Genomic DNA, 12,766 nt, shown 5'->3' with positions numbered 1-12,766 from the left:
CAAGAGACTTGAGAAGATGGAATAGACCAAAAAAATATCATGAATCATTAATAGAGGAACAAAGTCTTCTTAATAGGGGGCAAAAGCTTTTCTCCCTATACAAGCCAGCTGTTCTCCATCTCCTATCTTAAATCTCACGTCTCCCGTCTTCTTAAAAAATATGAATCTGGAATTCCAAAACAGCCCTTATAGCGAACCTGAAACACTCTTCTGTAATGTGTTACTTCCTGTTCCTATTCCTAAGCTCTTTACCTACCGGATTCCCCGGCAGTTAAACGGGCAGGTACTTTCCGGCAGCCGGGTCATTGTTCAGTTCGGAAAAAAGAAAATCCTGACGGGCATAGTTGATTCTGTAACCAGCAAGGCACCTACTGATTACGATGCCCGTTACCTGCTGGAGGTAATGGACGATGCGCCCATTGTAAAGCCTGTACAGCTTTCGCTTTTTAAATGGATGGCCTCTTATTATATGTGCACCCCCGGCGAGGTGCTGAATGTTGCCATGCCCAGTGGCCTGAAGCTGAACAGCCAGTCCCAGATTCAGCTGCACCCGGATTTCGACCCGGGCAGCTCCCCCTATACCTTTAATGAAAAGGAAGAAAAACTTTTAGCGGCCCTTGCAGAAAAAGACAGTCTTACCTATGCCGAAGCAGAGGGGCTTCTGGAACAGAAAACCCTCTACAACCTCTTTAAGCAGCTCATTGCCAAGGAGGCCATCATATTATTCGAAGAGGTAAAGGACAAGTACAAACCTAAAAAAGCAAAGAAAATACGCCTTCACCCGCAGTATGCAGGCAATAAAGAAAAACTGGAAGCGCTGTTTGCCGAGTTGGAAAAGCAGCCAAAACAAAGCGATGCGCTCCTGCACTTCCTGCGTCTTTGTCCGGTACACCAGAACCCCGACTGCAATGAAGAAGGGATAGAAAAAAGTCAGCTGGTACAGGGGCCAAGCTCTCCCTCTTCGGTGCGGACCCTCATTAAAAATGGAGTTTTTGAAGAATTTGAGCAGGTCATTCCCCGCTTTATTTTACCTTCTTCTTACGAAAAGCCCACCATTGATCTCAATAGTGAGCAACAAAGGGCCAAAGATGAAATTCTGCACCATTTCGAAAGTAAAGATATTGTTTTACTACACGGCATTACCGGCAGTGGTAAAACAGAGATATACATCCACCTGATAGAACAGGCGCTGGAAAGCGGCAGCCAGGTCCTCTACCTTTTACCCGAAATTGCCCTGACCACCCAGATTGTAAGCCGCCTGAAGAAGGTGTTTGGCGATAAAATGGGCGTTTACCACAGCCGCTTTTCCGATAATGAAAGAGTGGAAGTATGGCAGGGGGTCATCAGCGAAAAATTTCCCTTAATTGTAGGGGTGCGCTCCTCCGTTTTCCTCCCGTTTGACAATCTCGGGCTTATTATTGTCGATGAGGAGCATGAGACTTCTTATAAGCAGTACGATCCGGCTCCCCGCTACCATGCGCGCGACACCGCCCTGGTACTTTCGCGACTGCATAAAGCCAAAACACTGCTTGGATCTGCTACTCCATCCGTTGAGACCTACTACCAGGCCCGCCAGGGCAAATACGGGCTGGTAGAGCTGAATCAGCGCTTTGGCGATGCCCGTCTGCCGGAATTAAAGCTGGCCGATACCCGGATTGCCCAAAAGCACAAGACACTTAAGGCCATGTTCAGCGAACAACTGGTGCAGGAAATGCAGGCCGCGGTTAAGCGGGGAGAACAGGCCATCATATTCCAGAACCGCCGTGGATATGCACCTTACCTTAATTGCGAGGAATGCAGCTGGATTCCCAAGTGCAACAGCTGTGCCGTAAGCCTTACCTACCATATGTACTCTAACGAGCTCCGCTGCCACTATTGCGGGCATAAAGACTATGTACCCACCTCCTGCCCTGCCTGTGGTTCGCACAAAATAAAAACAATTGGCTACGGCACCGAAAAGCTCGAAGAAAGTATTCGCCTGCTGGTGCCGGAAGGCAATGTGCAGCGCATGGACCTCGATACCACCCGCCGTAAAAACAGCTACCAGACAATAATTGATGATTTTGAAGATGGAAAGATAGATATACTGGTAGGTACTCAAATGGTGAGCAAGGGTCTGGATTTTGAGCGGGTAAGCCTGGTGGGGGTATTTGATGCCGACCGGATGATTCACTTCCCCGACTTCCGCTCCCACGAGCGCACTTTCCAGCTCATTACGCAGGTGAGTGGTCGTGCTGGCCGCGGAGAAATTCCGGGCCAGGTCATTATCCAGACCAGCAATGTGGAGCAGCCCATCCTGCACAAAATTCTTAAAGGAGACTTTGAGGGGCTTTACCAGGAAGAGATTGCGGAAAGAGAACAGTTCTTTTATCCTCCTTTCAGCCGCCTGATCAGGCTGGTGGTAAAGAATCCGGAAAAAGAAATGGTAGAAAAGGCAGCCCATGCCTTAACCGCTTACCTGAAGAAGAAATTAGGCGAAGAGCGGGTACTGGGGCCGGAAGAACCACTGGTAGGGCGCATCCGGGGCCTTTACCTGATGAACATTCACATTAAACTGGAGCGCCAGAACATCGACATTCAGGGCGTAAAGGAGTTTTTGACAGAAAGCTGCCAGAAACTCACCGCCGATAAAGATTTCAAAAAAACGGAAATAGTGGCCGATGTAGACCCTTATTAAGGGTGCAGTACGAAAAGATAATGGCCTGCAGGAAGAGTTCTCTCCTCCCTACCTGACTCCAACAGCTTCAGAAGAAGGTGTCTTCACAGGCTCCCGCCCGTTAAAGGCTCAGAAGGCAATCACTCTTATAAATCCCAGTCCTTATTAATTTCGCTGATGGCGTGGTGGGCCGTCATATCAAACTGCACCGGAACGAGAGAAGCGTAGTTGTTGGCAATGGCCCACTCATCATTATCTTCCCCTTTATCGAAATTAACGAAGTTGCCTGCCAGCCAGAAATAACGGCGACCGTTGGGGTCGAATCGCTCATCGAAATCCTCCTGCCACTTGGCTCTTGCCTGCCGGCATACTTTTATTCCCTTTATATTTTCATTTCTTTTAGGTGGGAAATTTACATTTAATGCCACGCCTTTAGGCATTCCGTTTTTCAGCACCTGCTCACAAACCTTCAGTACAATTTCATGGGTGTGAGAAAAATCAGCCTCCGGATCATAGTCGCACAAAGAAAAACCGATAGCCGGCATTCCTTCAATGGCGCCTTCAATGGCTGCCGACATAGTACCGGAATAAAGCACACTGATGGAGGTATTGCTGCCATGGTTAATGCCACTCACCACCAGGTCGGGTTTCCTGTCTTTCAGCACATAATGTTTAGCCAGCTTTACACAATCGGCCGGGGTGCCTGAGCATTTATAAGCGACTACATCTTCAAAAATATCTGCTTTATATAAACGAAGGGTGTTGCCAATGGTAATCGCATGGCCCATACCAGATTGCGGGCTATCCGGAGCCACCACTACTACTTCACCAATCTGCTTCATCAGGTTCACCAGGGTACGGATGCCCGGGGCGGTAATGCCATCGTCGTTAGAAACAAGTATGAGGGGTTTTGCCATAAATCTTTTTTTTCAGATGGCAAATATCGGCATATCAGCTTTGGATCAAAGCTTTTTCACCATCAATATCAGGCTTTGCGAAAGAAATAACTGCAGCATCCAGCCAGAGCAGAAAGAGAGGCTCGCCTAAACGGCAGCAAAAGGATGCGTGCTATTCGCCCAGTGCATTATAGTAGGCGGTAATCCGTACCAGATCGCTCATTTCGTCGTGCCGAAGCTTATTGCGCCGAATGTATTTTTTCACCTCTTTATATTTCCGATCCATAATGGAAAGCAGGCGCCGCCTTTTAGGCTCATAGGAGCGAATGGTGCCGTCTTTCTCCAGGAAGAAGAAGTCAAAAGCAAGCAGCAGGCGGGTATCATTGGGCAGAAGGCTCAAATCTGTTACCTTCTCCATATTTTCTGCCTGCACAATCTTTTCACGTGCCAGTAAAGTCAGCCTTCCTTCATACAGCACCTCAAATAACATTGGCACGGAATAATGGCGGTTTACCTGCAGGGGTAGAGAATAAAAATGCCGGTATCCTTTAATACCGGCATCGTACAGTTTAAAATAGAAAAGCTTTTGTGCGCTGTAAGCCTGCACCTTATCACTGGCCAGCTTCAGCTGTATGGCATCTTTTTCCAGATCATACTTTATCAGTCCTTCCAGCGTATCGCCAGTAATCAGCACCGCCTCGCCGGGGTGCCAGATTTCGGAAGGAAAAATTTGTGCCTGAGCATAAAAAGTAAAAATCAGGCTAAAGGTAAAAGTTAAAAAAGTTTTCATATTTAAAAAGTGGCTACTAATCGTTAGGTTTTATCATCCTTCATTATCGTGTGTCCCATTTTATCCCGTTTTGTGCGGAGATAATTCTCATTATGCACATTGGGCACTATTTCCACCGGCACACTTTCTACTATTTCCAGACCATACCCGATAAGTCCCGCCCGCTTTTTAGGATTATTCGAAATCAAACGAATCTTCGAAATATTCAGGTCGCGCAGAATTTGTGCCCCTACGCCATAATCCCTGTTATCCATTTTAAAGCCAAGTTCCAGGTTTGCCTGTACCGTATCATATCCTTGCTCCTGTAATTTGTAAGCCTTCAGCTTATTTAACAGTCCAATTCCTCTACCTTCCTGGTTCATATATAAAACCACGCCTTTACCTGCCTTATTTACCATATCCATGGCACTGTGCAGCTGAGGGCCACAGTCGCAGCGGCAGGAGCCAAAAATATCGCCGGTAACGCAGGAAGAGTGTACCCTTACCAGTACCGGTTCATCTTTTTCCCAGCTCCCCTTTACCAGGGCAAGGTGCATTTCATTGGTGTTAGACTGTCGGTAAGCCACCAGCTCAAAATCGCCCCAGTTGGTAGGCATATTTACCATAATCTCACGCTGAATCAGGCTTTCTTCCCTCAAGCGGTAAGCAATCAGATCCTTTATAGAGACCAGCTTTAGGTTGTGCCTGTCGGCCACTTTCCGAAGATCGGGCAGGCGGGCCATTGTACCGTCTTCGTTCATGATCTCTACCAGTACCCCGGCAGGGCGAAAGCCAGCCAGCCTGGCAAAATCAATGGCAGCCTCGGTATGCCCCGTACGCCTGAGTACGCCTCCCCGCTTGGCCTTAAGCGGAAAAACGTGCCCTGGCTTCCCCAGCTCTTCCGGTTTGGTAGCCGGGTCGACCAGGGCTTTAATGGTTTTAGCCCGGTCACTGGCAGATATACCGGTGGTACACCCATGGCCAATCAGGTCGACAGAAACGGTAAAGGGCGTCTCGAAAGTAGCCGTATTACGGCCCACCATCAGGTCGAGGCCAAGTTCTTCGCAGCGGTCTTCCACAATGGAGGCACAAATAAGACCGCGCCCGTGGGTTGCCATAAAGTTGATGATCTGCGGCGTTACACATTCCGCCGCACAGATAAAGTCTCCTTCATTTTCACGATCTTCATCATCAACCACAATAATAATTTCGCCGTTTTTGATGGCCTCAACAGCTTCTTCTATACTGTCGAGCAGTCTTTCCTGCTTCATGTAAATCCTTTTCGTTTCGCCTGCCTGGAGCGGGCATTTTTTGTCCATTTCGTTCCATTAGCTGTAATGGATAACCCTACAAAGTTAAGAGGTAAATACCAATTCTTATGGATATGGACAAAAAATATGAAGGGGTACTCCCTGCTGCGCCGGAGGCTCTTCGCACAACAAAAGCACCAGTTCAAAACACCAAAAGAATAAATGCTTTCCTTATAAAATGGAACGGATATATTTCGGGAATGGTTTGAAATAAAGAAGTTTATTTCGAAACAACAATACCCAACAGCTTTGCGAGTTCCATTTCTGCATTTTTCAGACTTTGGTGTACCTGCATAAACTCCAGCATATCTTCCTCTTCACTGGCTTCTTTCAGCTTCTGGAGGTTTTGACCAATCAGCTTCTGAATAGTTCGGAACTTCAGGCGAACCACATTCTGGAATACGGCCTTGTCGAGCACATCCTCTTCCCGCGGAATATGAATATTATGCCGCTCTGTCCAGACATTGCTTAAATCATATTTTTCCACAATCAAACCTGCCACTTCCTCGCGAAGTTCGGGAGCACCTTCGCGAATAAAAAATTGTGCATCCACAACCTGCCCCTGCGCCAGCCTATCCTTAAACTGCTGGAGAATGGCCTTATAAATGGGGGTTTGAAACTCAAGTTCTTCAATTTCCTGTAACAGGTAATCGTGCAGCTGAAAGTTCTCCTCAATCTGGCTAAAGCCATAATTCAGCAACAGCCGAATACTTTCCCGCTCCTGAAGCTGAAGAGATTCGTCGACCGTGGTGGCCTTTTCCAGTACAGGCCGGGATGGGGTTTCCTCTTCCGGCGGGGGTGACAGTTGTTTTACCCCTGCCTCTTTTGCCAGCTTTTTCCGGTGTAGCTGATTCAGCTCCTTTACCAGGAGCTCTTCACTGATCTGGAGCAGGCTGCTGCACTCCTTCAGGTAAACCGCCCGCTCGATAGGATCGGGAATTTTGGCAATGCTGGCCACCACCTCTTTCACCGTTTCGGCTTTCCGGATAGGATCGTTGGCCGCTTCCTTTGCATACAGAGCAGTCTTGAATTTCAGGAAGTCCTGTGCCTCTTTTTGAAGGTATTCCTGAAAGGCGGTCGAGCCCAGCTTCTGACTGTAGCTGTCCGGATCTTCTCCTTCCGGAAACACGACTACCTTTACATGCAGCCCGCTGGCCAGGATCATGTCTATGCCCCGAAGCGATGCTTTTAAACCGGCCGGATCACCATCAAAAAGTACCGTAATCTGCTTGGCATAGCGGCCAATCAGCTGAATCTGACCATCGGTAAGCGAGGTACCCGAAGAAGCCACCACATTCTCCACCCCGCAGAGGTGCAGGGAAATCACATCGGTATATCCTTCTACCAGATAGCAGTTTTCGTGCTGCCGGATGGCCTGCTTAGCCTGGCTGATGCCGTACAGCACATCGCTTTTATGATAGACAGCTGTTTCGGGAGAGTTCAGGTATTTAGGTCCCGGCAGGCGTGCCCCGGCCTTACCGCTCTTTGTTTTCTCCTGCTTTAATATTCGTGCACCGAAGGCAATAGGCTTACCGGAGACGGTATGAATGGGGAAAATGACCCTGCCCCGGAAGCGATCATAAAAGCGGTCGCCATTTTGCTTGTCGTCTTTCCTGATAACCAGCCCGGCTTTTTCCAGCAGCTCTTCACTAAAGCCCTCTGCTTTGGCTGCTTTCATCAAACCATCCCACTCCTCGAGACTATAGCCGAGGCCAAATTTCTCGATTACCTGATCGGAAAAACCCCGCTGCTTAAAATAGCTGTAACCAATACTTTTCCCTTCGGGGTGTTTTCGCAGGATATCCTGAAAATAGCGGGCGGCAAAACCCAGTACGATGTGCAGACTTTCTTTTTCGTTATGAGCCGCCTGCTGCTCGTCGGTTTGCTCCTCTTCTTCAATTTCGATGCTGTACTTTCCAGCCAGAAATTTAAGCGCCTCCACATAATTAAGTGCCTCAATTTCCATGACAAACGTAATGGCATCGCCGGCCTTGCCACAACCAAAGCACTTAAAGATTCCTTTGGCAGGCGAAACCGAAAAAGAAGGAGACTTCTCCTGGTGGAAGGGACAACATGCCCAAAGGTTTTGCCCTTTGCGCTTCAATGACACAAAATCGGAAACCACCTCCTCGATCTCTATCCTGTTCTGAATTTCCTGTATCGTATCCTGGCTTAACTTCATATGAGGTATGGAAATGAAAGCTGAATGTAAAGATAAGGATTCCACCGAATTTCTTGATACGGCTGGAAGATAGGAAGAGAAAGATTAAAGGATGGAGGCCGCACTATGGACGCTGGCCTGTAGGCTTGGAAGGAGGAGGTAAAAAACACTTAAAATTCCCTCGCCGCCCTCCTCTTCTAATACCTGCGAAATTGTACCCTAAATTCCTGCAGATTTACTAATTTTGCCCCATTAGCAATCCATTGCACTAATTGCCCCCTTTCCATGTTTAAAAGGTAGCAAATGTGCTTATTGATACAAAAGCAACTCCATGGCAATTACCAAAGAACAAGTACTTGACGCGCTACGAAAGGTAGATGATCCGGACCTGAAAAAGGACCTCGTAACGCTTAATATGATTGACGATATAGTCATAGATGGCAACACCATCCGTTTTACTGTTATCCTTACTACCCCGGCTTGTCCGCTAAAAGAATATTTACGCGAACAATGTGTTTCTGCCATTCACGAAAGCCTGGGCAGCGACCTTCGGGTAGAAATTAACATGACTTCGCAGGTAACCACCACCCGCAGCTCTGCCCCTATTCTTCCGCAGGTAAAGAATATTATTGCTGTAGCATCCGGCAAGGGTGGTGTGGGTAAATCTACCGTTACCGCAAATCTTGCAGTTGCCCTGGCTCGTTCAGGGGCTAAAGTAGGCATTGTAGATGCCGATATTTCCGGACCTTCCATGCCGGTTATGTTTAACTGCGAGCATGAGCAGCCTGGTGTGGTGCAGAAAGACGGGCGCAACCTGATTATTCCCATAGAGCAATATGGTGTTAAACTTATCTCTATTGGCCTGCTTACCCCTGCCGAAAGTGCCGTGGTATGGCGCGGACCTATGGCGGGCTCAGCACTCCGGCAGTTTCTGGCCGATACCGAGTGGGGCGAGCTCGATTATTTACTGATTGACCTGCCTCCGGGCACCTCCGATATTCACCTCACCCTTGTTCAAACCGTACCGGTTACCGGTGCCGTTATTGTAACTACGCCACAGAAGGTAGCTGTAGCCGATGCCCGCAAGGGTCTGGCCATGTTCCAGCAACCACAAATAAATGTACCTGTACTTGGCGTAGTAGAAAATATGGCGTATTTTTCTCCTGAAGAGCTGCCAGACCATAAATACTATCTCTTTGGCAGAGAAGGCGGAATGCAGCTGGCAGAAAAAAGCAACGTTCCATTCCTGGGAGAAATTCCGCTGGTACAAAGTATCAGGGAGAGTGGAGACAACGGATACCCTGCCGTAATGAAAGATGGTATAACGGCAGAGGCCTTCCGGGTACTGGCCGAAACACTTGCCCGCCAGGTGGCTATTAGAAATGCTGCCGCAGAAAAAACAAAAGTAGTAGAAGTAAAGTAATACAACATGGATAATCAATCTGTAATGCAGGAAGACCTCATACAACAGGTCGAAAAGGCACTGGATAGTATCCGCCCTTATCTCGAAGCAGACGGGGGCAATGTAAAAGTACTGGAAGTAACGGAGGCTGGCCTGGTCCGGCTGGAGCTTTTAGGCGCCTGCGGGTCTTGCCCCATGTCGGCCATGACCTTTAAAGCAGGAATAGAAGAAGCTATTAAGAGGGAAGTGCCAATGGTAAAATCCATAGAAGCGGTTAATATTACCTCTGCCGATGACCCTGATGCTAAATTGCCCGGCAACAGGTAAAGGTTTCAATATTGATTGAATAATCCTCCGGACTGCTTTTTTTCGGAGGATTTTTTATATTTCGGGCAGACTGTCTCATTCTTTATGAAAAACTGCTGTTTTCGCCAATTTATTTTTCTGGCATTTTTTCTCTGCACCCCCTTTTTCGTTCTGGCCCAGGATAAGTGCGGGCTTGAGACCATCATGCAACTCCGGCAGGAGCGGCACCCCCGACTGCCTTCAGAAAAAGAATTTGAACAGTGGATAGTACAAAAACAGCTGCAAAGGGCTTCCCTGGCCGGCACAAACCAACGAAAAGCCGAAATTTACGAGCTTCCGGTTGTGGTTCATGTAATCCATAACGGGGAAGCCGAAGGGGTAGGTGCCAATATCCCCGACAGCCAAATCCTGCGCCAGATAGACATCCTCAACGAGGACTTCCGGAAGCTGAACAGTGAGCAGATTAGCCGGCTTCCCACAGAGTTTCAGGTAGTAGCCGCAGATACACGCATTCAATTCGTACTGGCCCGGCAGGATCCGGAAGGTTTGCCCACCGATGGCATTGTTCGCCTGAGGGGAAGCCAGGTCAGCTATTCGATGGAAGACGACCTGGAGCTCAAGCAGCTCAGCCACTGGTCTCCGAGAGATTATGTAAACATCTATGTGGCACCGCTTGAAGCCACCGTTATCGGATATGCCCAGTTTCCGGAAACAGATGAGCTCGATGGCCTGGATCTGGGAAAAGTCAGTGCCCAGACCGACGGGGTAGTCATCGATTATGAGTATTTTGGCGAAGGAGGGAATGCACTTCCGCAGAGCGAAGGCCGTACCCTCACCCACGAAATGGGGCACTTCCTCGGCCTGCGCCATATCTGGGGCGATGGTGGCTGCGACCAGGACGATTATGTGGAAGATACGCCTCTGGCCGAGGAAGAGCATACCGGTTGCCCGACGGAACCTGTGGTTAGCTGCGGCTCACCCGACATGTACCAGAACTACATGGATTATACCGCCGACCGCTGTATGAGCCTGTTTACAGAGGGCCAGGCCGCCAGAATGATAGTGGTTCTTGAAAACAGCCCCCGCCGTGTAACCCTTAATGACTCCAGAGGTAAAGAAGAACCCACTATCGTTTCCAATGATGCAGGACTGCGGCAGTTTCTTCTCTTAATTACAGATCCCTGTTCTAAGGATTTCATTCCAACAGTAGTAGTCCGGAATTATGGCAACAACTTTGTAAATAGTGTAAGAATTGGCCTGTATATTAACGGGATTCTCTATGAGCAGGAAGATTTTAACGTAAACCTCGATTATCTGGAAGCCGATACGCTGGCCATGCAGCCAATCCTGCTGGAGAACAGAGGAGAGCTCAACATTGAGGCGGTAATCCTGGCTACCAATAACACTGCCGACAATAAGGAATTTAATGATCAGCTACTTGCTGAACTGTATGCCCCTGAACGGGTATCGACTCCCTTTGTGCATGATTTTGAAACCAGCCTTCTCCCCTTTTACCGCATCAACCCCGACTACAATCACACCTGGGATTTAACGGAAGCCCCCATTACCGGTAGTGCAAATAACCTGGCAGCCTACATGAATTACTATAATTACAGCATCAATATCGGTACACGTGATCTTCTTGTTTCTCCTATTTTCGACCTCCGGAATGAGACACAGGCCTTCCTGGCTTTTCAGGTGGCCTATGCTATCTACTCAAGCAGCAGTTCCGACAGGCTGGAGGTTTATGTTACGACCGATTGCTCCGAAAGCCTGGAAAACGCCACCCTTATTTACGCTAAGGAGGGGGAAGAGCTGGCTACGGCGCCTGCTACCCAGCGGCCGTTTAAACCCGCCTCCAACGAAGACTGGCGTACAGAGTTTCTTGATCTTTCTGCTTTTGCAGGCGAAGAAGAGGTACAGCTGATTTTTGTAGGAGTTAATGACTTTGGAAATAATTTATTTATTGATGATATACAGGTAATCAACGAACTCCCTTTCGATCATAATTTGTGGCTTCGCTCCATCAGAGATCCTTCTGTTGTGAGCTGCGAAAATAAACCTATACCGGGCATACTCATCAGCAATGCCGGAAAAGAAACAATTAAAAGCCTGGAGGTGTGGTATTCAGTAGATGGCGGTGCTGAACGGTTCTATCAGTTCGATGAACTAAACCTGGCCCCACTAGCCAATCTTCAGTTAAGCCTCCCCATCCTCACTTTAGGTGAAGGAAAACACACCATAGCCGTACGTCTGGCTTCCCCGAACGGAGTGGAAGATGAGATCCCGGAAAATAATTTCCTGGTGAAGAACTTCGTCATCAGCCAGGAAAGGGAGGATTTCCCTCTCCGCCAGCAGTTTCAGCAGCCCACCCTGATTAAATCTGACTGGGTAAGCATGAGTCCGAATCCTGCCTTCGACGGCTGGAAGATCAAGAAAGTACCCGGGCCTTCACCTGGCGATAACTTTTCAGCAGTAAGTGAGTTCTTTGACAGCCAGAAAGGATTACAAAACTGGCTGGTGAGTCCTGTCCTGGACCTTACGGAGGTGGAGGAAGCAGGCGTACAGTTCCGCTTTTCCTATGCTCCTATTTTCGATGCCTCCGATATTCTGCAGGTAAGAGTATCGACCGATTGCGGCCAGAGCTGGACCAATATTGTGTATGAGAAAAAAGGAATTGAGCTCTCCAACAGAATTGTGGATGCCCGCTGGACACCCAGAACGGCTAGTGACTGGGAAACAAACTTTATTGACCTGCGGGAATTCGTAGGCTACCCGGATGTGCGGGTAGCCTTTGTGGCAATATCAGACGGAGGCAATGACATTTTCCTGGACGATATCGAATTTTTTCAGTCCAACCTACCGCTCACCGTCGACATGCCTGCCCTTAACGACATTACGGTATTCCCGAATCCTACCAATGACGACCTGAAAGTACTCTTTAACCTTGAGGAAAATGAGGAAGTGCTCCTCCAGTTATATAATTTACAGGGCACCCTCGTCTATGAAAAATTGATTCCGAATGTGCTCAACCAGATGTATGTCCTCGACCTGCGAAACTGGCATGTAGGCGTATATCTCCTGAGGGTAAGGAGTGAAAGCATCAATAAGACCAGCAGAGTATTATTTTACAATTAAAGCGCGTATTTAAACCACTATTACCCGCTTAAAATAGAAGCTGGAATTATTTTACCCCATAAAATATTTACTTCTAAAAAGAGTTACCTTACAGAGTAAGTTTCAGGACGTGCTGAAAGGTTTGTGAC

At 48.2% G+C, this 12,766-nt stretch carries 8 protein-coding genes; 4 read left to right on the top strand and 4 right to left on the bottom strand.

What is annotated here, in order from left to right; all coding sequences use genetic code 11:
• Positions 1-160 precede the first annotated feature (160 nt).
• Positions 161-2,677 carry a replication restart helicase PriA gene (gene priA, locus F752_RS0115000; protein WP_017732560.1) on the top strand — a complete coding sequence of 839 codons (2,517 nt, stop codon included), beginning with the start codon at positions 161-163 and terminating at the stop codon, positions 2,675-2,677.
• Between the two features lie 125 nt (positions 2,678-2,802).
• On the opposite strand, the gene surE is transcribed toward priA, so the two are convergent.
• From surE to dnaG, 4 genes are all read right to left on the bottom strand, one after another.
• On the bottom strand, positions 2,803-3,573 hold the full coding sequence (gene surE / locus F752_RS0114995; RefSeq protein ID WP_017732559.1) for a 5'/3'-nucleotidase SurE: 771 nt from the start codon (positions 3,571-3,573) through the stop codon (positions 2,803-2,805).
• 151 nt (positions 3,574-3,724) lie between these two features.
• Positions 3,725-4,342 (bottom strand): hypothetical protein, encoded by a 618-nt coding sequence (locus F752_RS0114990; RefSeq protein ID WP_017732558.1) that lies wholly within the window; start codon positions 4,340-4,342, stop codon positions 3,725-3,727.
• 23 nt (positions 4,343-4,365) lie between these two features.
• The gene (locus F752_RS0114985) at positions 4,366-5,592 is read right to left on the bottom strand and encodes a bifunctional 3,4-dihydroxy-2-butanone-4-phosphate synthase/GTP cyclohydrolase II (RefSeq protein WP_026135764.1); all 1,227 of its coding nucleotides are present in this window, start codon (positions 5,590-5,592) and stop codon (positions 4,366-4,368) included.
• 259 nt (positions 5,593-5,851) lie between these two features.
• The gene (gene dnaG, locus F752_RS0114975; RefSeq protein WP_017732555.1) at positions 5,852-7,813 is read right to left on the bottom strand and encodes a DNA primase; all 1,962 of its coding nucleotides are present in this window, start codon (positions 7,811-7,813) and stop codon (positions 5,852-5,854) included.
• Positions 7,814-8,123: 310 nt separating this feature from the next.
• On the opposite strand from dnaG, the gene F752_RS0114970 reads away from it, so the two are divergent.
• The 3 genes from F752_RS0114970 to F752_RS0114960 all read left to right on the top strand — a co-directional run bounded on the left by F752_RS0114970 (position 8,124) and on the right by F752_RS0114960 (position 12,638).
• Positions 8,124-9,215 carry an Mrp/NBP35 family ATP-binding protein gene (locus F752_RS0114970; protein ID WP_017732554.1) on the top strand — a complete coding sequence of 364 codons (1,092 nt, stop codon included), beginning with the start codon at positions 8,124-8,126 and terminating at the stop codon, positions 9,213-9,215.
• 6 nt (positions 9,216-9,221) lie between these two features.
• Positions 9,222-9,521 (top strand): NifU family protein, encoded by a 300-nt coding sequence (locus F752_RS0114965; RefSeq protein WP_017732553.1) that lies wholly within the window; start codon positions 9,222-9,224, stop codon positions 9,519-9,521.
• 84 nt (positions 9,522-9,605) lie between these two features.
• On the top strand, positions 9,606-12,638 hold the full coding sequence (locus F752_RS0114960; protein ID WP_152425156.1) for a T9SS-dependent choice-of-anchor J family protein: 3,033 nt from the start codon (positions 9,606-9,608) through the stop codon (positions 12,636-12,638).
• Positions 12,639-12,766 lie beyond the last annotated feature (128 nt).

The sequence above is a fragment of the Nafulsella turpanensis ZLM-10 genome, from assembly GCF_000346615.1.
Classification (GTDB): Bacteria; Bacteroidota; Bacteroidia; order Cytophagales; family Cyclobacteriaceae; genus Nafulsella; species Nafulsella turpanensis.
The sequence above is the reverse complement of the archived record's forward strand: the minus strand, read 5'-3'. Positions and strand labels throughout refer to the sequence as shown.

Excerpts from the sequence above, each read along its gene's own strand:
- F752_RS0114985 (WP_026135764.1), bottom strand. The coding sequence starts at position 5,592 with ATGAAGCAGGAAAGACTGCTCGACAGTATAGAAGAAGCTGTTGAGGCC.
- F752_RS0114990 (WP_017732558.1), bottom strand. The coding sequence starts at position 4,342 with ATGAAAACTTTTTTAACTTTTACCTTTAGCCTGATTTTTACTTTTTAT.
- F752_RS0114965 (WP_017732553.1), top strand. The coding sequence starts at position 9,222 with ATGGATAATCAATCTGTAATGCAGGAAGACCTCATACAACAGGTCGAA.
- F752_RS0114960 (WP_152425156.1), top strand. The coding sequence starts at position 9,606 with ATGAAAAACTGCTGTTTTCGCCAATTTATTTTTCTGGCATTTTTTCTC.
- surE (WP_017732559.1), bottom strand. The coding sequence starts at position 3,573 with ATGGCAAAACCCCTCATACTTGTTTCTAACGACGATGGCATTACCGCC.
- F752_RS0114970 (WP_017732554.1), top strand. The coding sequence starts at position 8,124 with ATGGCAATTACCAAAGAACAAGTACTTGACGCGCTACGAAAGGTAGAT.
- dnaG (WP_017732555.1), bottom strand. The coding sequence starts at position 7,813 with ATGAAGTTAAGCCAGGATACGATACAGGAAATTCAGAACAGGATAGAG.
- priA (WP_017732560.1), top strand. The coding sequence starts at position 161 with ATGAATCTGGAATTCCAAAACAGCCCTTATAGCGAACCTGAAACACTC.